Annotated in this window: 24 protein-coding genes; 14 read left to right on the forward strand and 10 right to left on the reverse strand. The window is 37.3% G+C overall.

What is annotated here, in order from left to right; translation table 11 throughout:
• Positions 1 to 666 carry an SOS response-associated peptidase gene (locus AC1M9B_RS11340; RefSeq protein WP_481592103.1) on the forward strand — a complete coding sequence of 222 codons (666 nt, stop codon included), beginning with the start codon at positions 1 to 3 and terminating at the stop codon, positions 664 to 666.
• A gap of 17 nt (positions 667 to 683) precedes the next feature.
• On the opposite strand, the gene AC1M9B_RS11345 is transcribed toward AC1M9B_RS11340, so the two are convergent.
• Positions 684 to 1,148, reverse strand: a complete 465-nt coding sequence (locus tag AC1M9B_RS11345; protein ID WP_035266085.1) for a MarR family winged helix-turn-helix transcriptional regulator — start codon at positions 1,146 to 1,148, stop codon at positions 684 to 686.
• 556 nt (positions 1,149 to 1,704) lie between these two features.
• Here AC1M9B_RS11345 and AC1M9B_RS11350 point away from each other — a divergent pair.
• Together AC1M9B_RS11350 and AC1M9B_RS11355 are read left to right on the forward strand one after the other, a co-directional pair.
• Complete coding sequence (locus tag AC1M9B_RS11350; protein ID WP_092767773.1) at positions 1,705 to 3,237, forward strand: TerC family protein; 1,533 nt, start codon at positions 1,705 to 1,707, stop codon at positions 3,235 to 3,237.
• A 144-nt stretch (positions 3,238 to 3,381) separates the two neighbouring features.
• Positions 3,382 to 3,837, forward strand: a complete 456-nt coding sequence (locus AC1M9B_RS11355) for a hypothetical protein (RefSeq protein ID WP_416224324.1) — start codon at positions 3,382 to 3,384, stop codon at positions 3,835 to 3,837.
• A 91-nt stretch (positions 3,838 to 3,928) separates the two neighbouring features.
• Here the strand turns inward: AC1M9B_RS11355 and AC1M9B_RS11360 are convergent, their stop codons facing one another.
• Complete coding sequence (locus AC1M9B_RS11360; RefSeq protein WP_035266079.1) at positions 3,929 to 4,180, reverse strand: hypothetical protein; 252 nt, start codon at positions 4,178 to 4,180, stop codon at positions 3,929 to 3,931.
• A gap of 420 nt (positions 4,181 to 4,600) precedes the next feature.
• Complete coding sequence (brnQ, locus tag AC1M9B_RS11365; protein WP_481609123.1) at positions 4,601 to 5,893, reverse strand: branched-chain amino acid transport system II carrier protein; 1,293 nt, start codon at positions 5,891 to 5,893, stop codon at positions 4,601 to 4,603.
• Between the two features lie 344 nt (positions 5,894 to 6,237).
• Between brnQ and map the strand changes: the two genes are divergently transcribed.
• The gene (map, locus tag AC1M9B_RS11370) at positions 6,238 to 7,032 is read left to right on the forward strand and encodes a type I methionyl aminopeptidase (protein ID WP_481592105.1); all 795 of its coding nucleotides are present in this window, start codon (positions 6,238 to 6,240) and stop codon (positions 7,030 to 7,032) included.
• Between the two features lie 19 nt (positions 7,033 to 7,051).
• Here map and AC1M9B_RS11375 read toward each other — a convergent pair whose 3' ends face one another.
• The 4 genes from AC1M9B_RS11375 to aceR all read right to left on the reverse strand — a co-directional run bounded on the left by AC1M9B_RS11375 (position 7,052) and on the right by aceR (position 10,967).
• The gene (locus AC1M9B_RS11375) at positions 7,052 to 8,230 is read right to left on the reverse strand and encodes a benzoate/H(+) symporter BenE family transporter (protein WP_481609141.1); all 1,179 of its coding nucleotides are present in this window, start codon (positions 8,228 to 8,230) and stop codon (positions 7,052 to 7,054) included.
• A 53-nt stretch (positions 8,231 to 8,283) separates the two neighbouring features.
• On the reverse strand, positions 8,284 to 8,934 hold the full coding sequence (gene leuE / locus AC1M9B_RS11380) for a leucine efflux protein LeuE (protein WP_481587646.1): 651 nt from the start codon (positions 8,932 to 8,934) through the stop codon (positions 8,284 to 8,286).
• 67 nt (positions 8,935 to 9,001) lie between these two features.
• Positions 9,002 to 9,988 carry a transaldolase gene (gene tal, locus AC1M9B_RS11385; RefSeq protein WP_481587645.1) on the reverse strand — a complete coding sequence of 329 codons (987 nt, stop codon included), beginning with the start codon at positions 9,986 to 9,988 and terminating at the stop codon, positions 9,002 to 9,004.
• A gap of 94 nt (positions 9,989 to 10,082) precedes the next feature.
• A complete protein-coding gene (gene aceR, locus AC1M9B_RS11390; protein ID WP_092767852.1) occupies positions 10,083 to 10,967 on the reverse strand; it encodes an HTH-type transcriptional regulator AceR in 885 nt (294 codons plus the stop codon).
• Between the two features lie 97 nt (positions 10,968 to 11,064).
• On the opposite strand from aceR, the gene aceI reads away from it, so the two are divergent.
• Entirely contained in the window at positions 11,065 to 11,496 is a 432-nt protein-coding gene (aceI, locus tag AC1M9B_RS11395) for a chlorhexidine efflux PACE transporter AceI (RefSeq protein WP_092767850.1), read from the forward strand.
• Between the two features lie 53 nt (positions 11,497 to 11,549).
• Here the strand turns inward: aceI and AC1M9B_RS11400 are convergent, their stop codons facing one another.
• On the reverse strand, positions 11,550 to 13,079 hold the full coding sequence (locus AC1M9B_RS11400) for an acetyl-CoA C-acetyltransferase (RefSeq protein WP_481596372.1): 1,530 nt from the start codon (positions 13,077 to 13,079) through the stop codon (positions 11,550 to 11,552).
• A 240-nt stretch (positions 13,080 to 13,319) separates the two neighbouring features.
• Here AC1M9B_RS11400 and AC1M9B_RS11405 point away from each other — a divergent pair, with 240 nt between their 5' ends.
• The 7 genes from AC1M9B_RS11405 (at position 13,320) to dnaX (ending at position 22,258) form a co-directional block, all read left to right on the forward strand.
• Positions 13,320 to 14,711, forward strand: coding sequence for a 3-oxoacyl-ACP reductase (locus AC1M9B_RS11405; RefSeq protein ID WP_035266061.1), 1,392 nt, complete (start codon positions 13,320 to 13,322; stop codon positions 14,709 to 14,711).
• A gap of 140 nt (positions 14,712 to 14,851) precedes the next feature.
• Positions 14,852 to 15,706 (forward strand): MaoC family dehydratase, encoded by an 855-nt coding sequence (locus tag AC1M9B_RS11410; RefSeq protein ID WP_481609124.1) that lies wholly within the window; start codon positions 14,852 to 14,854, stop codon positions 15,704 to 15,706.
• A gap of 68 nt (positions 15,707 to 15,774) precedes the next feature.
• Positions 15,775 to 17,034, forward strand: coding sequence for a serine hydrolase domain-containing protein (locus AC1M9B_RS11415; protein ID WP_481609142.1), 1,260 nt, complete (start codon positions 15,775 to 15,777; stop codon positions 17,032 to 17,034).
• A 108-nt stretch (positions 17,035 to 17,142) separates the two neighbouring features.
• On the forward strand, positions 17,143 to 18,873 hold the full coding sequence (cpaA, locus tag AC1M9B_RS11420) for a metalloendopeptidase CpaA (RefSeq protein ID WP_481609125.1): 1,731 nt from the start codon (positions 17,143 to 17,145) through the stop codon (positions 18,871 to 18,873).
• Positions 18,874 to 18,876: 3 nt separating this feature from the next.
• Positions 18,877 to 19,494, forward strand: coding sequence for a metalloprotease secretion chaperone CpaB (cpaB, locus tag AC1M9B_RS11425; protein ID WP_481609126.1), 618 nt, complete (start codon positions 18,877 to 18,879; stop codon positions 19,492 to 19,494).
• 60 nt (positions 19,495 to 19,554) lie between these two features.
• Positions 19,555 to 20,013, forward strand: coding sequence for a copper resistance protein NlpE N-terminal domain-containing protein (locus tag AC1M9B_RS11430; RefSeq protein WP_481609127.1), 459 nt, complete (start codon positions 19,555 to 19,557; stop codon positions 20,011 to 20,013).
• Positions 20,014 to 20,131: 118 nt separating this feature from the next.
• Positions 20,132 to 22,258, forward strand: coding sequence for a DNA polymerase III subunit gamma/tau (gene dnaX / locus AC1M9B_RS11435; protein WP_481609128.1), 2,127 nt, complete (start codon positions 20,132 to 20,134; stop codon positions 22,256 to 22,258).
• Here dnaX and AC1M9B_RS11440 read toward each other — a convergent pair.
• Together AC1M9B_RS11440 and AC1M9B_RS11445 are read right to left on the reverse strand one after the other, a co-directional pair.
• On the reverse strand, positions 22,255 to 22,698 hold the full coding sequence (locus tag AC1M9B_RS11440) for an acyl-CoA thioesterase (protein WP_481597809.1): 444 nt from the start codon (positions 22,696 to 22,698) through the stop codon (positions 22,255 to 22,257). The genes dnaX and AC1M9B_RS11440 overlap by 4 nt on opposite strands.
• 37 nt (positions 22,699 to 22,735) lie before the next feature.
• Positions 22,736 to 23,896: an iron-containing alcohol dehydrogenase gene (locus AC1M9B_RS11445; protein WP_481609129.1), complete on the reverse strand. Its 1,161-nt coding sequence runs from the start codon at positions 23,894 to 23,896 to the stop codon at positions 22,736 to 22,738.
• A 113-nt stretch (positions 23,897 to 24,009) separates the two neighbouring features.
• Here AC1M9B_RS11445 and AC1M9B_RS11450 point away from each other — a divergent pair, with 113 nt between their 5' ends.
• Together AC1M9B_RS11450 and murB are read left to right on the forward strand one after the other, a co-directional pair.
• Entirely contained in the window at positions 24,010 to 24,531 is a 522-nt protein-coding gene (locus AC1M9B_RS11450; RefSeq protein WP_179999475.1) for a low molecular weight protein-tyrosine-phosphatase, read from the forward strand.
• A 12-nt stretch (positions 24,532 to 24,543) separates the two neighbouring features.
• Complete coding sequence (gene murB, locus AC1M9B_RS11455; protein ID WP_481609143.1) at positions 24,544 to 25,578, forward strand: UDP-N-acetylmuramate dehydrogenase; 1,035 nt, start codon at positions 24,544 to 24,546, stop codon at positions 25,576 to 25,578.
• Positions 25,579 to 25,586 lie beyond the last annotated feature (8 nt).

Raw genomic sequence — 25,586 nt, forward strand, 5'->3', positions numbered from 1 at the left:
ATGTGTGCCAACTTTAAGCCAATACAAGCGCATCAAATCCAAGCATTAGAACTTCCACATATTTCATTTGAATATGTGGAAGAGGTTTATCCAAGCTACGAAACCCCGTTATTATTTAAATCTGATCATAGCTACGAGTGGAGGTTAGTTAATTTTGGTTTTATACCAAAATGGGCAACTGATACAGAAATAGCGAAGAAAACCTATAATGCACGCAATGAAACATTAAGCGAAAAAAGAAGTTTTCAAGAAGCATTTGAAAAATGTAAATTTGGTGTAATTCCAGTCACTGAGTTTTATGAAGCAAAATATATTAATGGACGACCGCAACGATGGGGTGTGAGAAGAAAAGATGGTCAGGCATTTTTTATCGCAGCGTTGTATGAAATCACGAAAATTGATCAAATTATTTATCGTTCAGCAACGATGATTACCATGGATGCTATTCATCACGAAATGATGAAGGATTTTCATGAGCCTGGAGATGTTAAACGGTCAGTAATTATTATTCCGCACCATAAATTAGATCAGTGGTTGAGTTTAAAATCCCCCGACATTCAGAACTTTGTTGAAGGCTTTCCAGTAGGGGAATTTGAATGTTTTTATTGTCCAAAACCACGGCAGAACAATACAGCCCAACTCAATATGTTTGATGATGGGCTTTAATCTAAAGTTTAGGAAAATTAATGCGCTAAATTTTTGAAAATATGCTTTAAGCTTTCCATTAATTTTTCAATTTGAAGTGGGGTTAATCCCTCAAATGTTTGTTCAAGAACCACACTCATCAGGTCATTAATTTTTTTTGTCATTTCTAAACCTTTTGGTGTTAGTACCACACGCGTAATACGGGCATCGTTTTCACACGAGTAAGTGTCAACCATTCCTTCATCTTTTAAACGGTAAACGATTTTTGTAGTCGTCGACATTTTTGACACAATCATGTCAGAGAGTTCTGAAACACTTGCATCTGGTTTAGTAGACAATGCGACAAGCAAACGTCGACGAGAATTATCAACGCCATACTTTTTGAGCACATGGTCAACATTCAGTACATACTGAGAATGGACTTGAGTGATCCAATAGAATGGAAAATTTTCGAGTTCAAAATTTTCAGATGAAGGTAAAAATTTTGCATATTTTTTTGACATCGCTACGTCCTTGTCAGTGTAACTTAATTGTTTTTATTAATTTAAATATTACATGAAGCATAACCTATATTAAAAGAACTATGTTCAAATAATCAACTTATGTTCAAGCGCTTACCTTAAATCAGACAAAAGGTATGACACCTATTGACTTCAGTTTTATAAAACATATTTCAATGATCTGTAAATATCTTTATGTGTATCAAAACAGAAGATTCGAAAAATACAGCTATTCTGATCTTCATGATTATATCTTTATGTCAATTCCACGCTGACCAAATTCTATTGAAAAATATAGGAACTATAACTTGGCACTGATATTTTTTTTTGTGTCGAAAATGTCAAAGACTATTCAAGGATGGCAATTACGACTAAAGATATGATCTAAATTTACATAAAAAATTGTTTTGAACATAAAAAAAGTAATTACAAAATAAAATTCTTATGCATAATAGTTTCATCATTTCTGAAAAGGTAACTTTATATATGGACCCGTCGCCGTGTTGGCCTAATTTAGCTTCTTACATTATCTTAAATAATAAGAACCAGGAGATCTAATATGGAATTTTTATTGGATCCTGGCATTTGGATAGGGTTAATTACCCTTATCATTCTTGAAATCGTTTTAGGTATTGATAACTTAGTATTTATTGCGATACTTGCAGAAAAACTTCCTCCAGAACAACGTGATAAAGCCCGTGTAATCGGTTTATCCCTCGCATTATTAATGCGTCTAGGTCTACTTTTTGCGATCTCGTGGTTAGTGACTTTAACTCAACCATTGATTGAAATTTTTGGAAAAACATTCTCAGGTCGGGATTTGATATTACTGTTTGGTGGTCTATTCCTTGTGTATAAGGCTGTCAATGAACTCCATGAAAAAATGGAGGGTAAACCCGAGATTAAAACGAATAACAATGTCGTATACGCTGGTTTTGCTGCAGTTGTGGCTCAGATCGTCGTGCTTGATGCGGTATTTTCACTCGACTCAGTGATCACTGCGATTGGTATGGTGGATAATATTTACGTGATGATGGCTGCGATGATTGTGGCTATGGTTGTCATGTTAATTGCATCAAAACCGTTAACTACGTTTGTTAACCGTCATCCTACGGTGGTTATCCTTTGTTTAAGTTTCTTGTTATTGATCGGTGTAAGTCTAATCGCTGAAGGTTTTGGATTCCATATCCCTAAAGGTTATATTTATTCAGGTATTGGTGTTGCAATTCTAATTGAAGCATTCAATCAATTTTCGAATCGTAATCTTGAAAAAAATCAAGCGAAGATCCCGTTACGTCATCGAACTGCAGATTCAATTTTGAAATTGATGGGCAGTAAATTGGATGCCGATATTGCAACATCCAAAGAAGTTGAAGAAATTCAACAAGCTTTTGGTGATGAAGAGCGTTATATGGTTGGTGGTGTGCTATCACTTGCTGAACGTTCAGTTGCTTCAATTATGACACCTCGAAATCAAATTTCTTGGGTTAATATTGAGGACGATGCCGAAGCAATTCGTGAACAGGTATTAGCTGTACCTCATAGTCTTTTCCCAGTTTGTCGTGGACAATTGGATAAAGTCATCACGATTGTACGTGCAAAAGAATTGATTGATGCATTAGATGATCCAGATCAACTAAAAGATTTGATGAAACGTGTCCGTCCTATTTTCATTTATGAAAAAATGAAAGTGATTGATGCAATTAATACATTAAGAACTTCTAAAGGTTCATTGGTACTTGTTACAAATGAATATGGCAATATTCAAGGCTTAATCTCACCATTAGATGTTTTTGAAGCAATTGCTGGTGAATTCCCAGATGCTGATGAACAGCTTGAATTGGTTAAAATCGATGATACCACTTGGAAGGCGTCTGGTATGTTAGATTTATATCAATTAGAGCTGGCGCTCGATATATTAGATTTAGATCTGGTGCAAGAAGACTCAGGTTACTTTAGTGTTGCAGGACTGATTTTAGATAAAACGAGTGGGGCGGTTGAAGTTGGTATGTTGATTGAACACCAAGGGGTTAATTTCGAAATTCTAGAAATGGAAGATAATCGAATTAAAACCGTTAAAATCACGCTTTAAACTCTAATAAAAAAGCTCCTTATTGGAGCTTTTTTTTGCTTAAATTTCTATATAAGGTATGGAGTTAGCGAAGTCGTAGTATGAAATATGAGATAAGATGCTAAACATATTGCAATCTGTTTTATAGCGAAGGAATGTCAGATCATGATCGATCAAATGGAATTATCGGTAAGACTTGCTATTTTTTTTAGTGGTATTTTTTTATTGACCGGTATGCTTACTGGTGTATGGAAGTATGTGCAAATCAGCTTATCTAAACAAGCTCGAGCACATTATTATGTTGATATTGCGCATAGGAGTAGTTTGCTATATGCACCTGCAACGTTAATTCTAGCGGTTATGGCATATTTTTCAGCGTTGAATGAATCGACAAATTTGCTCTTTATTTTGATTAATATTTTCTTTTTTGCATTTTCAATTTTAAGTTATATTTTGCATGGCTTATTGAAAGATACGACAAATCAGTTCAAAGAACCACATCAATTAGGGCGTATTGAATTACCAAAATTGCTCATGAGAGGTGCGATGGTACTATTGGTCGTAGGTGAGGTTGGGGCGACCTTAGGTTTGCTTTATGGTTTATATGTTGGGTTATTCTAATAAGTAGAGCAGAATTGAAAAACTTGTTATTTTGATAGAGTGCTTTAAATGATGACATTGACTTTAAGATGGATGCTTTGGCATCCATCTCTTAGTCTAAATGTGCTTCTTGATCAGAAAGCTTTTGAGTACGATATTTCGTGTCAATAAAGGCCCACACGTAAAATGCTAGCGTCGCAGCAAGTGCATAAGCAAAATATTCAAGCTTCAACGTGCCTTGAATTGTACCTTGCACAACAAGTGTCAGCATGAGAGCAAACATTGTGCTTAAAAAAACGACAGCATTGTTGTTTGCTTTAAGAGTATTAATGAAGACTTGCTTGTTGAAATGTAATGATAACATCTCCATCCCTCCTGATAATTCATGACAAATCTGAATGATTTAGTCGACTTTGTTTACATACTTGTACAGGGGATTGAAGAATAAAGCAAGTTTTTAACACTCTATTATGTAAATAAATTATGACATTAATATGACAAAAGTCGAAATATTTGAAATTAAGATACTACGTGAGCTAAGTGCTAGAATTATTTCGATAAATCGTGATGAGATGAATAGAGTTTCTTGTAATTCTTTAATCTATTTACTTTTTAGCATCTTGCAAAACAAATAAATAGTAGCAAAAGTCATTCCAAATCAGACTGATGAGGTCAAAGTTAAGGTGGGTAAGCAATAATAGTCTGTTGGATAAACGAGACAATTATTGATTACAGAACAAATACGGCTTGGGTAAAACAATATTTATTGATAAATCACCTGAATTTACTTCTTCAGTCTATCCAGTATGTAGACAATGACAAATACAACTAAAGAAGGAATCAACCATGCTAAATTTTGTTCAGCCAATGGTAGATTGTTCATAAATGCTGGCAAGAAATGATCTAATTCTGCAACCTTAAGTCCATCAATAATACCGAATATGAAAGCAACCGCCGTAACAGGCGCAATGACGCGTGGAGCGGAATTAAAGAACTTCCACATAAATCCCATCATGATCACCACAATCGCTGGTGGGTAGATTGCACTTAATACAGGTACAGAGAAGGCGATTAACTTGGTTAAACCTAAGTTGGAAATGACAAATGAGAAACCAACAAGAATGAAAACCCATTTTTTGTAAGTAATCTTCGTGATTTGTGAGAAATATTCTGCACATGCACAAGTCAAACCAATTGCCGTAACCATGCATGCGATAAAAATCATCGCACCTAGAAAATATGAGCCAAAGTCACCAAAGGCATGCTGAACATAGCCATGGAGAATAATGGCACCATTTGCAGCGTTAGGTGCAGCCTCGTGACTACTCAGTCCAAGTTTAAATAGGCTAATGTAAACCAGTGTAAGGCCAATACCTGAAATTAAACTTGCGATCACTGCATATTTGGTAATTAACTTTTGATCATTTACACCACGTGAACGTATCGCATTAATAATGACAATACCAAATACTAAAGCTCCTAAAGTGTCCATGGTTAAATAACCATTAACAAATCCTTCTGAAACAGGACTATTGATATAATTTCCAATGGGTGCAGGGATATAATCTGCAGAAACTAAAAAGGCACTACCACCTAAAATGATCAAAGAGAGAATTTTGAGTGGAGATAAAACATAGCCGACAGTATCCAAAATTTTATTCGGATAAAGTGAGATTAAAGTTACAAATGCAAAATAAATTGCACTGTAGATCAACAAGGTCGATGAAGACGTTCCAAAATAACTCGAAAAACCAATTTCAAAAGAAACTGTAGCTGTCCGAGGTGTCGCGAAAAGTGGTCCAACAGCAAGATAGCATGCTACGGTTAAGATTAAACTTGCAATCTTACCCAGTGGAGAGCTTAAAAGTTGAATAGAGCCTTCAACACGCGATAGCGCAATGATCGTGATAACAGGAAGGCCAACAGCAGTAATTAAGAAGCCAAAAGCAGCTAACCAAACATGTTCACCCGCTTGTTGAGCAACAATAGGTGGGAAGATAATATTGCCTGCACCGATAAATAGTGCAAAGGTCATAAAACCTAAGGCAATAATGTCCCGTGTACGCAAATTGGTCATAAGGGAGATCGGTTCAAGAAAAAAGAAAGCGATTTTAGAGCAAATGTCAGTAAATAGGGAGGGCGGTCATCCATCGAATGGAATAGTAAAAAAGCAAGAAGCGAATAATTTTATTGGATGGGAAATTATGAGTTAAATTAAGTCTATGTATTTATAAAACTAATAAAATAAATTTATTTATTGAATTGAAATTAAGCAGAGCATAGATCTTGATTCGCAAAATAAAATAATGTACTGAATGGTTAAATAATAGTCGAAAATGATTAAGTTACAGATAGTCTATAGCGTTTGTGATCGACAAATGAAAGTCCTATAATGAATCCTGAATTAAAAAGGGGTTCATCATGAAGGCAACAGCTGTCACCATTAAAACTGAACAAGATATTGAAAAACTAAGAATATCGGGTCGGCTTGCGGCACAAGTGCTTGCAATGATTGGTGATTATGTGAAGCCAGGTGTGAGTACTGAGTATCTTGATGATATCTGTAATGATTACATCGTCAATACACTCAAGGTGACGCCAGCAAATGTGGGTTATTACGGATATACAAAAACAACCTGTATTTCGAAAAATGAAGTTGTATGTCATGGTATCCCTGCTTCCAATATTATCTTAGAGGATGGAGACATCATTAATATTGATGTTGCAATCATCAAGGATGGTTATTTTGGTGATACCAGTCGAATGTACTATGTAGGTACAATTAAACCTGAAGCAAAAAAATTAGTCGATACGACTTATGAAGCGATGCTTGCAGGTATTAAAACGGTTAAACCTGGCGCGACACTAGGTGACGTGGGTCATGCTATTCAACAAGTTGCGCAACGCGAAGGTTTTACGATTGTACGTGAATATTGTGGTCACGGTATTGGAAAAACCTACCATGAGCAACCGAATGTATTGCATTACGGACAGCCTGGTCAGGGATTAGTATTAAGAAAAGGAATGGTGTTTACCATTGAGCCTATGGTGAATGCAGGCAAAGCCAAAGTTAAAGAATTAAAAGACGGATGGACAGTAGTTACAGCAGATAAATCTTGGTCTGCACAATGGGAACATATGGTTGCTGTGACTGATGAAGGATATGAATTATTGACACCTTGGCCTGAAGGTACGGGTGAATATCCTGTAATTTAATTCCCAAAAGCCTATTTTTTTAAATAGGCTTTTTAATTTGTATACGCATCAAATGATAAATAATAAATCCAATAACCAATCCCCAAAAAGCAGATCCAATGCCCACAAACTGAACTCCAGATGCAGACATTAAAAAAGTGATTAAAGCAGCATCACGATCTAAATCTTCTTTAAATGCGATACTGATGTTATGTCCAATCGTTGCAAAAAGTGCGATCGCCGCCAAAGTGGTGATCATTTCTCTAGGGAATGACAGTAATAATCCCGTTAGTGTCGCTGCAAAAATGCCCATAAAGATATAGAACACTCCACAAGCCATACCTGCAATATAGCGTTTAGCAGGGTCTTGATGAACTTGTTCATCAAGGCTCACAGCTGCACTAATTGCTGCAATATTGGTTGAAAATGCCCCGAACGGAGCGAATATTGCTTGAGCAATTCCTGTCCAACTTACTAATTGGTTGACATGAGGTTTGTAACCATAGGATCTGATCATTGCTAAACCAGGTAAATATTGTGAAGCCATATTGATGATCAAGAGGGGAATAGCTAAACCCAGAATACTTGACCAGTGAAATTCAGGCTGAATCCATACTGGATACGTCATTCCGTAGTGAATTTTGGTTGCTGTATATTCAAAGAAAAAAGGTGTGGCGATAATGCAAGCTAACAATGTAATGACAATGGAGTGACGGGGTAATGCTTTTTTACTTATAAAATATGTACTGATCAAGATTAAAACATAGATCAATTGGTCTTGCATGACCGTAAATAATGAAATGCCAAATTTTAATAACACTCCAGCTAACATGGCGCTTGTAAGAGATTGCGGTAAAAATTCAAGAATTCTTTGAAATATTCCAAAAAAGCCCAATACAGCAGTCATAATTCCGCATATTAAAAATGCCCCTATCGCCTCATTCAAATTGTATCCTGAGCCTGTAGCGATAATCAGTGCTAGTCCTGCTGTTGACCATGATGTTGCAACTGGATATTTAAACTTCCAGCTTAAGATCAGTCCTGATAATCCTATACTCAAACCCAGTGCCCAAAACCATGAGCTAATCTGTGCTTGATTTGCACCTAATACTTGTCCAGCTTGAATAACCAGTACAGATGAAACGCTAATGCCAATTAAAAATGTAATAAAGCCAGCGAAAACAGCAGGTAGACTTAAATCTTTTTTTATTCTTGTTATCACGTCTATGAGCATTTTTATATTATTTCCCTAATGATTCTGTGAAGTTAAGATTACATTGTTGATGTCGCAAGTTTGATCCCAAACAATCCAAATAAAATACCAATAGCGGCAACAGAAGCAGCTGCTAATTTATAATGCGTGTTGAAGTAATTTGAAATTTTGATACCTGTGAAGATCAACATACTTAAGTAGGCTATACTCATTAATTGTAAAATTACAGCAAGCATTAAAAAGCTTTGGGCTGGATAAGGATAAGCTGGATCTACAAATTGAACAAAAAACGATAAAAAGAACAGTATTGCCTTTGGGTTAATCAGACTAATGAGTAATGCGGTACGAAAAGGATGAAATTTTTCTTGTTTTTGTACAATAGAAACATTAGCTTGATCTTTACTTGGACGTTTCCAAGTTAAATAGGCTGCATATATTAAACGGATACCTAAATAACTAAGATATAAAGCACCAATAATTTTTAGGGCGAAAAAAATCCAGGGAAATTGATGCAATAATGTTGCGGCACCTAAGACAGTTAGCAAAATAAGGATGCTATCTCCACACAAAATACCGAAAGCACCTTGATAGCCCACTTTTATGCCAAAGCGAGTCGCAATAGACATGACATAGAGCGAGTTAGGTCCAGGTAATAAAATAATAAGTAATGTACCTATTAAATAGGTTGGAAGATCAGTTATACCAAACACTCATTTATCTCTTAAAAAATAATCGAGCTCCTAAGAGCTCGATTGAAAGAATGATGGATAGGTGCAATTAAGCTTTTATATCAGCATCTATGCCAAATGATTGTTTTAACAGAGAGCTGAGTTGATCTCTTGCCTTAATAAAGCCATCTATACCGCCTTGCAATAATTGCGATGCCATAAGATCTTTCTGAATTTGCGCTTTAAAATCTATTTCAGTGATTGGACTAAGTGATTCGATATTTGAGCTGTGTGCATTTGCATTTAACTGAACTTCAACTTGGCGATGATCTTGAGCCAATTCGTCAAGTAAATTCGGTGATACAGTTAAGAGGTCGCATCCAGCAAGTCCGAGAACCTGTTCTATGCTACGAAAGCTTGCGCCCATAACTTCAGTTTTCACCTGATTTTGTTTGTAGAACTCGTAAATTTGTTTAACGGATTGCACACCAGGATCTTGTTCAATTGGATAGTGATCCACATTTTCAGCTTTTTTATACCAATCGAGAATACGACCTACAAATGGTGAAATTAATGTGACCTGAGCATCCGCACATGCTTTTGCTTGATGTAAGCCAAACAACAAAGTTAAGTTGCAATGAATGCCTTCTGCTTCAAGAACCTTAGCAGCTTGAATACCTTCCCATGTTGAGGCGATTTTAATTAAAATTCGGTTTTGATCAACACCATAAGTCGCATAGAGAGCGAGTAATTCTTTAGCTTTAGCAATTGTCGCGGCTGTATCGTATGAAAGTGCTGCATCAACTTCTGTTGATACTCGACCTTCAACTACTTTTAGAATTTCCACACCTAATTTGACAGTCAGGATATCAATTGTTCTATCGATTAACTCATCTGACTGATAACCCTCTGACTTTGCTTGATCAAATGCAGCTTCAATCAGTTCTTTGTTTTCAGGGAATGAAGCTGCTGCCGTGATGAGTGAAGGGTTAGTGGTAGCATCCAATGGCTTAAATTTTTTTATAGCGTTTAAGTCACCTGTGTCTGCAACAATTGTAGTGAAGTTTTTTAATTGAGATAAAGCTGTTTCAGTCATTGCGATCTAATTCTTTGTTTCATTACTTATACCATCTTTATAACACATGATTATTTTGAAACATGCTACAAAAGTTTTAAATCAAGTTATTTTCCTACATTTTTCTTTTATTTCTGATGTGATGAATTAAAAATTGAGCAGCTTTGCCCAATGGTTGCTCTTTACTCCAAACCAGATCGATAAAATAATCAAATTTTGGGGTGAAATCTGAAAATCGTAGAACTTTAAGTTTTTTCTTTAATGTTGGTTGTTCGATAAGCATTTCAGTGGGTAATACTCCCCATCCAAGTCCTTGTGAAATTAGTCTACATGCAGAATGGTGATTGTCTGTACGCCATGCATCTTTGGAGAAGAGTAATTCAGGCTTAATGTTCCGATCGCGACTAGCGACTACAATCTGACGACTTTGAAAAATTTCTTCATAGCTCACTTTTTGATTTTGGCACAGCGGATGATGAACAGATGCAACTGGAATTAAACTTTCTTTCATTAATTCCACAAATTGTTCATTCGCCTCAATATGTTCACGCTCAAACATCAACGCTAAATGTGCTTTACCCGTTAAAATCATTTGTTGAGCATCTTCTTGTGGTGCGCTGAATATATTGATTTGTAGTTGAGGAAATTGTTGTTCTAATAAAACAATATAATCAGTCCATCTACTATGCAGTAACTCAGATACCACCACAATATTTAATTCGGTTTCGATACCGCTACTCAAACCAAATGCATGTTGTTTCCATTGATTCATTTCAATCAATAAATGATTAGTACGTTCATACAAAACTTTGGCTTGAAGTGTTGGCTGTGGTTCACGTCCTACTCTTTCAAACAGTTGAAGATTCAGATCAATCTCTAAATTGGAAATCGCCATACTGACAGCAGAGGGGACCTTGCCTAACTGACGTGCGGCTGCGGAAAAAGAACCTGTTTCCATCACCGTTTTAAAAACGACCAATTGTTCTTGATTAATATTCATGTTTATTATTTCAAAAATTATGATAGATTCTAACTCGATCATTCAATATTATGAAAATAAAATGCGCTCATGAATAACAATGTTGATGAGTGAACGCATGTTTTTTTCAAAGAGAAGAATTATTCACGCAATAAGCTATGAAATCATTCTATTGGTGATCATCGCAATTTCTTTGAGTTTTATTTTTGAAGTTCCACTGGAAATTGCAGGTTCATTAGGTGTGATTATGGCTGTACTTTCAGTGATCTGGAATATGATTTTCAATCATTATTTCGAAAAAATTGAAGCGCGCAATCAGTGGAAGCGTACTGTAAAAGTTCGTATATTGCATGCGCTAGGATTTGAAGGTGGCTTGATGTTAGTGACCATTCCAATTGTTGCATATATGATGGATATGACGCTCATACAAGCTTTTATCGTCGACTTAGCTTTGACGCTTAGTATTCTGGTGTACACCTTTATATTTCAATGGTTCTATGATGGGATCGAAGCTAAACTGGGTTATGCACCTGAGGCTTTAAATCACTAAAACTCAAAATAAAAAAGCATCTCTATTGAGATGCTTTTTTGTTGTTATAGAAATTATTTTTCAATAATTGCCGTTACACCTTGACCACCTGCAGCACAGATCGACACAAGTACACGACCTGAACCTTTTTCATTTAAAATTTTTGCAGCAGTTGCGATAATACGACCACCCGTTGCGGCAAATGGGTGACCCGCAGCCAACGAAGAGCCTTTAACGTTTAACTTCGCACGATCAATTGAACCTAAAGGCGCATCTAAGCCTAGACGTTCTTTACAGAATTTAGGATCTTCCCAAGCTTTTAATGTAGAAAGAACTTGAGATGCAAATGCTTCATGAATTTCATAGTAGTCAAAATCTTGAAGTTTTAAATTAGCACGCTCGAGCATACGTGGAACTGCGTAAGCAGGAGCCATTAACAAACCTTCTTTTTTACCAATGAAATCTACAGCAGCAGTTTCAGAGAAACTTAAATACGCTAAAATTTCGTGACCATTTGCTTTAGCCCATTCTTCTGATGCTAATAATACACAAGAAGCACCATCGGTAAGTGGAGTAGAGTTACCAGCAGTCATTGTACGAGCATCACCTTTACCAAACGCTGGCTTAAGTTTTGCAAGCTTTTCTACAGTTGAATCAGGACGTAAGTTGTTGTCGCGCTCAAGGCCAAGGAATGGCGTCATTAAATCGTCAAAGAATCCTGCTTCATAAGCTGCAGCCATTTTCTGATGAGACGATGCAGCAAGTTCATCTTGAGCTTCACGAGAAATGCCCCACTCAAGTGTTGTGATCGCTTGGTGATCGCCCATAGATAAGCCAGTACGAGGTTCACCATTTTTAGGAGCATCTAGCAAATCTTTTACGTTAATTTTAGTTAACGCTTTAAGACGATCTTTACCTGTTTTTGCAACGTTGAGTTCTAAGAGGGCTTTACGTAATCCATCACCAAATGCGATAGGAGCATCTGAAGTGGTATCCACACCACCTGCAATACCCACCTCAATTTGACCAAGTGCAATTTTGTTCGCTACGAGGAAAGCGGCTTGAAGCCCAGTACCACAAGCTTGTTGGATATCGTAAGCTGGAGTTTCAGGTGCAAGCTCTGTGCTTAACACACATTCACGCGTCATATTGAAATCACGGCTGTGCTTCAGTACAGCACCAGCAACAACTTCACCCAGACGTTGACCTTGAAGATTAAAACGCTCAACTAGACCATTCAATGCTGCTGTAAGCATATCCGTATTTGTAGCTGTGAAATAAGCACCATTAGAACGTGCGAAAGGAATACGATTACCACCGATAATTGCAACACGGCGTACAGTATTTTGAGTCATAGTTTTTTCCTGTTCAGCGGAAGATTGAGTCGTAGTTGCTGAAGTTTGATTTTCAGCTTTAGTTTTATTTGTTGCTGCTGTTTTTTTGCGAGTCGTCGACGTACGAGGGCGAGTCGCTTTTGGAGTATTTGCGTTGTTGGCACTGTTTGCATTACCACTACTCGTATTTGAACGAGCTTTTGATGTATTTGACACAGTCGCTTTCGCAGAATTCTCAGTTGTTGGATTTTCTTGAGTTGTTTTGCTCATAAGGCTTTTCCAAGCATATTTGGGATATTCTTGAGTGCTACATTAGCATAATCGCTAAGAGGTCGTATTGACTAAAATGACATTTAGCAATGCTTTCAGGTCAAGACATACATAGAGTAACTCAAGTATTATTTAACTGAAACGCAGGGATCGATTAATTTACTAAGTATCAGAGTTTGAACTGAACTTCATCTACACCATAGATCCTTCAAAAAATTATTCTATCGAGAGATCATATTCATGACTGACCAATATCAAGCTTTTGCAAAATCTCCAATTGGTAAATTTGTCATCAAAAATTTAGGTTTACCATCTCCAATTCACTTAGATCGCTTTGAATCAGCAACGCCTGTTGTTCAAGGCGCTGTTTTATTCGGTTCTGCGTCTAAAAGTCTTTTTAATGGTGAAATTGCGCAAGTTCTGAGTAATATTCATGCCAACAGCTATGCGGGAAACAATGCTGAGTTACAACAAGCTGCAGCTAAAGTAGGGTTGAACTTAGGTGCGTTTAATGAAGGCGATAAAGAGTCGAAATTCAAAGCAGTTGTGTTTGATGCTTCGGGTATTCAGGACTCTGAACAGTTAATTGAATTGTATAAATTCTTTAATCCAATTGCTCGCCAAATTCAAACTTCAGGTCGTGTAGTCGTCGTTGGCTTGACACCAGAATCAGCACCTACAGTGAAACAAGCGATTGCTCAACGTGCATTAGAAGGATTCGTGAAATCTGTAGGTAAAGAATTTAAGAAAGGTATTGCTGCACAATTGGTTTATGTAGATCAAGATGCTGCTTTAAATCTTGAATCTACACTTCGTTTTGTACTTTCTCCGCGCTCAGCGTATGTATCAGGTCAAGTCATTCGTGTTTCAAAAGCAAATGTTGTTGATGTTGATTGGACTAAACCACTTGCGGGCAAAACTGCAGTGGTCACAGGTGCAAGTCGTGGTATTGGTGAAGCGATTGCGCATGTTTTGTCGCGTGATGGTGCTCATGTCATTTGCTTAGATGTACCACAACAACAAGCAGATCTTGATCGTGTTGCGAGTGAAATTGGTGGATCGACTTTAGCGATTGATATCACTGCACCAGATGCTGGAGAAAAAATCAAAGCTGCAGCGGCTGCTCAAGGCGGGCTAGATGTGATTGTCCATAATGCCGGTATTACACGTGATAAAACGCTTGCTAATATGAAGCCAGAGCTTTGGGATCTTGTGATTAACATTAACTTATCTGCGATTGAGCGTGTGAATGACTATTTGTTGTCTAATGAAGGCATCAATGAAAATGGTCGCATCGTTTGCGTATCTTCGATTTCAGGTATTGCGGGTAACCTCGGTCAAACGAACTACGCAGCTTCTAAAGCTGGTGTGATTGGTTTAGTGAAATTTACAGCACCAATTTTGAAAAATGGTGTAACGATTAATGCTGTTGCTCCTGGATTTATTGAAACTCAAATGACAGCAGCGATTCCATTCGCAATTCGTGAAGCGGGTCGCCGTATGAATTCGATGAGTCAAGGTGGTCAACCAGTTGATGTGGCTGAAACAATCGCATTATTTGCTTCATCTGCTTCAACGGGGCTGAATGGAAACATTGTACGTGTGTGCGGTCAAAGTTTATTAGGTGCTTAAGCTTTAGTGGTCATAGATTGTTAAATGAAAGAGAGTAATGTTCAGGCATTGCTCTCTTTATTGCTCGTATGATTTGTTATGATCGTTTTGTTGAGCTGCAAACTTTAAGTTTTTTATAAAGATAAATGGGAATTTTTAACATGAAAACACGTCACTTTAGTCAATTGCCAAAAGCTTATTTAGCTTATCCTAAAGTCATTAAAGGTTTAATTTTTAAAAAACCGAAAGGCGAAAAGACACTGCCACAAGTGGATTACATCGTTGATGAATATCGTGTTGATCATGACCATCTAAAATCTTATAACGAAATTTGTGGTTATAAGAATAATGGATATGTACCATCGACTTACTTGGCAGTCATTTCTCAAAGTTTGCAGATGCAAATGATGACACAAGAACCTTTCCCATTTGCTTTGCTGGGTTTAGTTCATATTCGTAATCAAGTTAAGCAGTATCGCAAAATTGGAGTGAATGAAACCATCACGCTATCATGCAAATTTGGTGAGTTAAAACCACATGACAAAGGTTTGCAATTTGACTTCATTACCACTGCGAAAGTAGGTAATGATGTGGTGATGGAGGGTTTAACAACCTATCTTTCTCGTAAAAAAACAAATACTTCATCCTCTTCAAAGGCGAAAGAAGATCAGTTGCCTGAATTTAAATCACAGGGTAATTGGAAAGTCGCTGAAAACACGGGTCGTCGCTATGCGCTCGTTTCAGGTGATTTTAACCTCATTCATATTCATGCAGTTACAGCAAAAGCATTTGGTTTTAAACAAGCGATTGCGCATGGCATGTGGAGTAAAGCTAAAGCATTAGCAAGTATTAGTTTACCGGATGCTTATGATGCTGATGTTTATTTTAAGTTGCCTATGTTTTTACCATCTGAGGTTGAATTTTTAACGGGTGAGCGAGATCAAGCGACATATTTGTTAGTTCGTAATGCAAAATCACAAAAACCTCATGTTTCTGGTGTTGTGAAACCACTTTAATAGATGCTCTAGGCCTAACATGTTTGTTAGGCTTTTTTATAACTATAAATCAAGGATAGAAGATGAAAATTCTAAAAGATTTAATTTACGCTGACACACATAATTATAAGGGTATCGTTCACCATCAGTTTGCAGATTTGGCACATTTATTTAGTCGTTTACAAGACTCTCGTACTGAACAAGGTGGTGCATCATTGGCTGTATATTATGGTCAAGAAAAAGTGGTTGATATTTATGTTGGAAAAAAGTCTTCGAGTGAAGAGTGGTCAGAAGACACGATGGCGATGTGCTATTCCACCGGAAAAGGGATCTTAGCGACTTTGTCGCATATTCTAGTGAGTGAAGGGAAATTAGATTATCGTCAACCCATAGCTGATTATTGGCCAGAATTTGCTGAACATGGAAAATCTGAGATTACTTTGGCTGACGTATTGAGTCACCGTAGTGGTTTATATGATGTTAGAAATGTCATTGCTCAAGCATCTGAAATGGCAGACTGGGATCACATGCTCAATGTGATGGCTAGCGCGACACCACGTTTTAAACCCAATTCAAATTATGCATATCAAGCACTTACGTATGGCTGGTTATTAGGAGGGCTGATTGAAAAAGCGACTCAGCAAAATCTTTCTGAGCTGATGAATCAATATTTAGTAGAACCACTTCAATTAGATGGTGCCTATTTTGGTGTCCCTCAGGATCAACTTTCAAGAATAGCCAAACCTCTAGAAAAAACAAATATTGAAAAAAAGTCATCAACTACTCAAGTTGCACAACAAAAGAAGAAAAAACAGAAAGTTTCATTTTCGGATCGTATCATTCAATATTCTGGTCAACATCCTGATGATTTTATAGATGCAATGATTCCAAAGGGAATGAAGGGGTTTAGCTTTTTTGATGATCGTGTTCTGACTCAACCCATTCCTGCTGCTAATGGTGTCTTTACAGCCAGAAGTTTAGCGAAAATCTATGCCATGATGGCGCACTATGGTCAGTTCGAATCAAGACAATTTATCAAGCCACTTGTATTCAAACAACTTTCGCAAATTCAAAGCTATGATCGAGACAAGGTGATGCCAATACCTATGCATTGGCGTTTGGGTTATCACAGAGTTATCACGCTGGGTAAAAGTGCAAAAAATGGATTTGGTCATATGGGCTACAACGGATCAGGGGCTTGGTGTGATCCTGAAAGAAAATTAAGCTTTGCCTATACCCATAATTATCCTGTTGGGTCAATTACAGGGGATTATCGTTTGTGGAGTTTATCGCAAGAGGCATTAAGATGTGTGGATCACATTAATAATGGTAAAAAGGGATGGTTTTAACATTTACAAAGGAGAATTTGTATTTATAATGTATACTAACTTTAACTAAAATAAACAAATAGTGACATGATGAATAAAAAAATTACCTTTTTACTAATGGGTTGTTTGATGAGTGGTGTTGTGGCAAGTACAGTACTTACACCAAACCAAAATCAGCAAAGCGGGCAGATTCCGAGCGGTTATGCTGAATTAGAATTTAAATTGCGTGATGGAAATTGGACGAAACAAATCTATCTGCCAAACAATCCAAAAAATAATGACAAGATTAGAATTTCCTCATCGGCGGGATATGCTGCATATCTAGATACTTCCAATATTGATATTCCCCTTGAATCAATTCAAATCAATAAAGGAAACACATTCGACTTTATTTATAGTGAATCTTTAAAAAAATGGCGAATCAACAGTACACCCAGTGTCATTTTAGATAATTCAAGTGTACAAAATATTATATCTAATCAACAAACAATACAGCGAGTTCATCTAAAAGATGGCGCTTGGGCAAAGAAAATAGTATTGCCGAGCGATGTTGCTAACAATACGGTAATGTTGATTGAATCTGATGCAGGCAGGGATTCATCAATTGATACAACAAATCTTCTTTTTTCGAGTAATTTTAATTTAAAAAAAGGAGATCGCTATTGGTTTGTATTTAATCAAAATCTAAAAAAATGGGTGCCTGAATATATCAAGCCGAGACAACTAAATGTTAGTTCAGTGGGAACTCAGTTAAATAAAACCGATAGCCCTTTAACTGAAATTATTTTTGGTGATGGAAACTGGGTGTCACAATTCACATTACCAAGTTCAGCATATGACCGTGATCGTGTGATCGTGAAGTCGACTGCAACATGGGAAGCTACTATTTCAAATCAGAATATCAATACCTCAGCAACTTTAAAACTAAATAGAGGTGAACGATATGAATTTATGTTTGTAAAAGAATTAGCGAAGTGGATTTTAGTTTCTGCACCAGAACGTGTGATACAAGCGAAAGATTTAAATAATCAAAAAGTTCCTGATCCTAAACAACCAGTGACACGTGTTAAGTTGGCAAATGGAAATTGGCAATCAGTAATTAATTTACCTGATCGCGCTCAAATCAATGACAAGATAATCATAAGTTCTGGAGCGGCGTGGAGCAGCACAATTCAGTCATCCAATAATTTACGACAAACGATTCAAACTGGTGAAACGCAACGTTTTGTCTATACATCTCAAGGATGGCAAGCTGATAGTGCAACCATTGACATGCTTTTGGTGAGTAGTACTGCTGTTGCAGAGAAATTAGGTGCAAATGCAGCGAAAATGAGGTTGATTGAAGGCTTTGATCTAACCAATGTGTCTGCAGAGAATTCAAATGCCAAGTTTTATCTGCGCAACGTTGGTTATCTGCAATATAAAACACCAGGTTCTAAAACATTAAACAATGTCCTTGATATTGGTCGTGTGGACAAAGTTATTCAGAATGAGCGTAATCGCTTAAAAGCTGATGCTGTATATTATGAAGGTGATGAAGAAGGCTGTGGTTTAGCTTACTTGCTTGAAAACCCTAACTCTAATTATATGATCGGTAGTGGAAGTATTAACTGTGGAATCACGGTTTTACGTCATGAATTCGGTCATAATATGGGGGTGAATCATGATGATACCGCTGGACCAGCACGTGGTTTGGAGCATCCATTGGGTGGTACGATTATGGGAGGTAATAGTATCTCTTATTTCTCAAGCCCAGATTTATTCCATCCAAAGTATGGATACCAATTAGGGGGTACGAATGATCGTGATGCTGTCACTATGATTAATAAAAATGCTAAAGCAGTGTCGCTATTCAAATAACGTATGAAAGTAATTTATATTTTATTGGGTGTAGCAGTTTTTGTGACTGCTACATTTACGTTATATCTAAAACCCGAAAAAGACAAATCATCTGCAAGCTTACAGCAGCATCAAGTTGAAAATGAACTGGGTCAAAATGTTAATGCTCATGACGAACGGCTTGAAAATAAGAATGAATCATCGAGTTCTCATCTGATGCCTGAGCTTATGCCTGTACTAGAACAAAATGTTGAACGGCATATGATTCTTCCAGAAAGTTTTCAGCATCGGGCTGACTCGGGTTATTTATTTAAGTTTAGTCCTGATCAAGTGGCGAGCATGAAAGAGGGCAGTAAATTTCCCTTGAAACTTTTGCAATTTGGTATCAACCGTGTGGCTGAAATTACTGAGATTGAACAAGTTGAGGATGGAATTGTGCGATATAAGGGGCAATTTGAGGATTATCCTGCTGATCTAAACTATTTTACGATTACTCAAAGTATTGAAGATCAATATGCAATTATTAAAGTTTATACAGATAAAGGGTCATATTTTGCTGAAGTAATCAAAGGGATTGGACTCGCTTACCCTGATCAAGTTTTACATGATGATGGGGTTCACGTGCATCAACATATGCATTGATTCATATGCAGACTTGAGATATGGTAATTTTCACAAAATTGTTAAAATTGATTTGTGATTATGCGCCGTAGTACTGTCATCCCATTCGTTTTGATCTCGTCGATTCATATGGCTTCTTGCGATCAGTCCACGCAATCAAATCAACTCTTGAAACAGAATGATTCAATAAAAAATCAAGTAACACCTCAATATATTGGTTTTTATCAAGGAACCACACCATGTATGGGGTGTTTTTCGCGTTGTGAAGATTGTCCTGGTATGGCTGTTGATTTACAACTTAAAGCAGACCAAACGTATGTGTTGTCACGATTAAGTCTAAGCGGTCATAACCAAGCAGAAGAAATCAAAGGTCAGTTCAAATTCATTAATACTGAAAAGTCTTTGATTCAATTAAACGGTGTCCCAACTAGAAATATCATTCTTGTCGATTTGGTCAACAAAATGCTCGAAATTCGTATCGATGGGACTGGTGAGGAATACGAAAATTTTGATGATTTTAGTTTGAATTTAACAGGTTAAATTTTCCCAAGAAAAAAGAGTTGGGTTTAAATTGTTTTTTGAATGTATGAATGATCTGTAACGCATTCACTCTTGCCAAAAAAAACAGTATGCTTAGTCCTGTAATTAGGGAGCATTCATGTATCAGGTTCTTGCGCGTAAATATCGTCCACGTAATTTTTTAGAATTGGTTGGTCAAAACCATGTGTCGCGTGCATTAACCAGTGCTTTAGAGCGTGGTCGACTGCATCATGCTTATCTTTTTACGGGGACGCGTGGCGTTGGTAAAACAACGATTGCAAGGATTCTTGCTAAATGTCTGAACTGTGAAACAGGTGTAACATCTACACCGTGTGAAGTATGCCCAACGTGTACCGCAGTCAATGAAGGTCGATTTATAGACTTAATTGAAATTGACGCAGCATCCCGAACCAAAGTTGAGGATACACGAGAATTATTGGATAACGTACCTTATGCACCAACGCAAGGTCGTTTTAAAGTGTATCTCATTGATGAAGTACACATGCTGTCCACACATTCATTCAATGCTTTACTCAAGACACTTGAAGAACCACCTGAACATGTCAAATTTTTATTTGCGACGACAGATCCTCAAAAACTTCCAATTACGGTTATTTCACGTTGTTTGCAATTTACTTTGCGCCCATTGGCGGTTGATGAAATCACCTCACATCTCACACAAATTTTAACTAAAGAATCAATTAATGCGGAAGCTGATGCGATTTGGCAGATCGCTGAGTCAGCACAAGGTTCTTTACGTGATGCACTGTCGCTAACAGATCAAGCAATTGCATATGGGCAAGGTGCGATTCACCACCAAGATGTGAAAGAAATGCTGGGTTTGATTGATCGCACGATTATTTTCGACCTTATTTTGGCGATACATCAAAATCAACGTGCCAAAGTCAGTGCTTTATTACTCCAATTTCGTCAACAAGCACTTGATGTTTCTCTGGTGTTGGATCAACTCATTTCAACTTTACACGAGTTGGCTTTACTCCAATATTTACCAGACTTGAGTTTAAAATATAGTGCAGAGATCAATCAGAAAATTATGCAGCTTTCGCGCATGATTTCGGCTCAAGATCTACAATTGTATTATCAAATTGCATGTAAAGGTCGTGCTGAATTACAAATTGCAGTGACTCAAGAGCAAGGCTTTGAAATGTGTGTGCTCAGGTTGTTGGCATTCCGCCCCATGGCGAATAATGAGCAGCTGACCACTCAAGCACCTCCAGAACCATCAAATGTCTTAAAAGAAGCTGAAAATTTCAATCAGATTTCGACAGAGAATTCAGAATCTATACCGGCTGATCATCAAGAAGCAGGATCGAAAATCAGTTTGCCTGAGAATAATACGAGTTCGATTCAGCCTAGTCGTGATGTAAATGATGAGGAAAATACGGATCTAATCTTATTTCAGCAGATGATGGCATCTGATGATGAGGTAGTTCCAGCTGAGTCAATTCAGCCTGAAAAAACTGAATCTGAAAGCTTGCACTCAACAGAATTAAATCATGCGGATGATGTCGGTCAGTCTGGATCTGTTGAGGTGAAACAAGAGAATTTAACCAACTCTGTGGTAGGCAGTGGGGAGGTTGAGCTGACTTCATTTGGAGCAAGCTTTAATTCAGAACCTGTTGAATCTTCTATTGTTGATCAAGACAATATTTTCTTTTTAGAGCCGAAGCCAAATGAACATTCTGCTGAAAGCGCTGAATTGTCAGTTCAAGTAGAAGGATTATCGAATGGCACTCATTTCCCAAGTCTAGATCTACCTGATGAGAATAAAATTGTTGTCACAGATGTTGGCTTAAAAGGTTTAATGCCTCAAGATATTCTTAAACTTGAGCCTGTCGAATTGGTAGGTGAATGGGATACTCAAAAGTGGGAATATTGGTTCAGAAATAGTCCATTAACACCTGCGGTACAAGAATTAGCACAACAAGGTCTTATGCAAGGTCAAATTGATGGAACATGTGAATTCTATATCCCTGCAAAATACGAAGCTTTATTGCACTCACTCATTCCGAGTTTAGAAGCAGCACTCAAGCAATCATTTTCAAAATCTCAATTAATCGTAAAATACAACGAACCAAACGCTGAGACGCCTTTCGATCTGCAGGAAAAGCGTAAGCAAAAGGCATATCGACGTGCTGAAGAATTGATTCATCAAGAACCCGTCGTGGAAGACTTGTTAAAAATTTTCGGCGGTGAGCTACATAATATTCAGCTTAAGTCTTAAGTTGATTTCGTCATAAACGTAGTTAAGGCTTCGCGTATTGAGTTTGGTAATTCAATACTTTTACGAGAGTCACGGTCGACAAATACATGCACAAAATAACCTTGAGCAGCAGGCTCTGATTGATTTTTCTTAAATATTGAAATGCTATACGTCACTGAAGATCGTCCAATCTTTTCGATAGCGACAGCAACATCAATCACTTCGGGGTAGGATAGTTCAGAAAAATATGTACATTTTGATTCAATAACGAGTCCAATGATAGGCGAAGTTTTAAAGTCAAATAGTGCGTGTTGAATAAGTAGCGCATTTGCGGCGGTGTCAAAGTAGCTGTAATAAGTGACGTTATTGACATGCCCATACACGTCATTATCAGCCCAACGGGTTTGGATGGGAAAAAAGAATTGATAGTCTGCTCTAGTTTTTTTTGAAATAGTTGTCATATTTTATTCAGAAAGTTGATTAAAGATTTCGAGTCATTTAATGATAAATTGCTTGGTAGATGCTTAAAGCATCAGCATAGCTTAGAGCTCTAGGATTGTTTTGTAAGAGGCGCGTTTGTTGCATCGCATCATTAGCTAACATCTCTAAATCTGATTCTTGTACACCTAGCTCATTGAGTTTTAAGCTCAACCCACTCTGGCTAACATGCCTTTCCATATGATCAATAAATAAATCACATAAGCCATCAGTATTGCCTTTGCTATATGGGTCAATCCATTGCATCAGTTCAGCATAGTATTTCTTCGCTTGAGGTGCATTGAATTTCAGTGTTTCAACAAGCACGATTGCATTGGTATGACCATGCGATAAGTGATAATGCCCGCCCAAAGGATAGGCAAGCGCATGAACAGCTCCAACAGGAGCATTTGCAAATGCTTGTCCAGCCAACATAGAGCCTAAGAGCATTTTTTGGCGCGCTTCTAGGTTTTGGGGTTGCTCTAGAACAAGTTTTAAATTTTGATTCAATAAATCCAATGCTTGTTTAGCGAGCAAATCAGAATAGAAATTTTTCTTTAGTTTTGAGGTGTAGGCTTCAATTGCATGCACCATTGCATCAATTCCTGTTGCTGCAGTGATGTGAGCCGGAAGACCTTGAGTAAAAGTTGCATCTAAAATGGCAGTATCCGCATACAGAACGGGTGAAACAATTCCTGTTTTTGTTGTTTTGCCTGTAGTGACAATAGAGATTGGTGTAACTTCAGAACCCGTACCTGCAGTTGTAGGGACTAAGATGAGTGGTAATCGTGGCGATTGAGCTTGATTGACGCCATATAACTCAGAAATCGTTTGGGTTTGATTGGGGTGTGAAAGTACGGCAATAATTTTTGCCACGTCTAAGGAGCTACCACCGCCAAAACCAATGACTGCATCAATGTGTAAACGTTTTGCTTCATCTACTGCATTTAAGATGACATCTTCAGGAGGATCTGCAACGACATCGGAAAAAATACTGAACTCAGTCCCAGTAGCGTTGAAAATGTGAAGAATAGGTTGGTGGAGGTGGTGATCAATCATCCCTTGATCTGTGACGAGAAGAACTTTATTAAATCGATGTTGTTTTAAAATTGAGCCAAGCTGTTGAATACTCCCTAAACCAGAAATAATATTCCCGACAGTTTGAAATTGAAATTGGCTCATCACACATCCTTTTTGCGCTTTAAATAAGATTATTGTTTTACAGTTCTATAGGATTCACACCTTAAATAACTTAACATATGCACTGCGAAAGTATATGTATTTTTGAGGCGAAGATGACGACGAAAATGCCATACAAAATTTTATGTGTATGTTTAGGAAATATTTGTCGTTCCCCAACAGCTGAAGTGGTAATGAAACACTTTGCGGATTTAGAAAAATTAAATATTCAAGTTGATTCAGCTGGAACCAGTAATTATCACCCAAACAAAGCGCCTGATCATCGAAGTCAAAAGCACGCATTGAAACGAGGATATGATTTATCTTCATTACGTGCGAGACAGATTCGTATTGAAGACTTTAAGGAATTTGATTTAATCTTGGCGATGGATCATGAAAATCTAGTCAATATTCAGAAACTGCAAGTTGAAGCAGCGCAAATATTTCAAAACCATGAACTACGAGCAAAAATAGAGCTCATGAGTGCCAAAGATCCTTCATATTTAAATCAACCAGTACCAGATCCTTACTATGGTGGAGATGATGGCTTTGAGTTGGTCTTAGATCAATGTGAGTCGAACAGTAAAGCATGGATTAGTTACTTAAAACCAATGTTGCAGCAGTCAAACGTTGAGTAAGATAAAAATATGATTAATATTCAAACTAATATACAACTCCAGTCTTTCAATACGTTGAATTTAAATGCTGTTGCATCTCATTATTGTATTGTTCGATCTCTTCAAGATTTGCGTGAAGCAATTGAATTTGCTGAGCAAGCTCAATTAAACATGATGATACTTTCAGGGGGGAGTAATATGCTGCTCCCTGAGCATCTAGATGCTTTAGTTGTTCAATTACATTTAGATGATCTTGTCCTGCTTGCTGAAGATGATACCAATGTAACAATTCGAGTAGGTGCTGGACGTCACTGGCATGAGTTCGTGCTTTGGACAACAGAGCAAGGTTTCTATGGATTGCAAAATCTCGCATTGATTCCAGGGTGGGTGGGTGCTGCACCTGTTCAGAACATTGGTGCCTATGGCGTTGAAGTCGGTGAATTTATTGAATTTGTAGAGGCTTTTGATCGTACAAAAAATGAAATCGTTCAAATCCAAGCGAGTGATTGTCATTTTTCATATCGACACAGCATTTTTAAAGATCAGCCTGAGCGGTTTGTTATTACTGCGGTCATCTTTAAATTACTTAAACAGCCACGACTCAAAATGAATTATGGAGATTTAAAAGCTGCGATGGGCGATGACATTACGCCATATAATTTACAGCAACAAGTGATCAAAATTCGTCAAAGTAAACTCCCAGATCCTGCAGAATATCCAAATGCAGGGAGCTTTTTTAAAAATCCGATTTTAATTAAAACGAAATTTGAGGAAGTTTTACAGCTTCATCCCACGATTCCACACTATCCTCAAGCAGATGGTTCTGTAAAAGTTGCAGCTGGTTGGTTGATTGACCAATCAGGCTGGAAAGGAAAAAAATTAGGAAAAGTGGGAATGTTTGATCGACAGGCTTTAGTTTTAGTCAATTACGCTGATGCATCTCTCACAGATGTGCAAGCAACCTATCGCTCTGTGCAGCAAGATGTGTTAAATAAGTTTGGTATTTTATTAGAACCTGAGCCTGTTTTGTTCGATCAAAAAGGTTCTATTCAATCTCATTTGGTTTAGAAAGGACA

This window comes from Acinetobacter sp. ANC_7513, assembly GCF_056779915.1.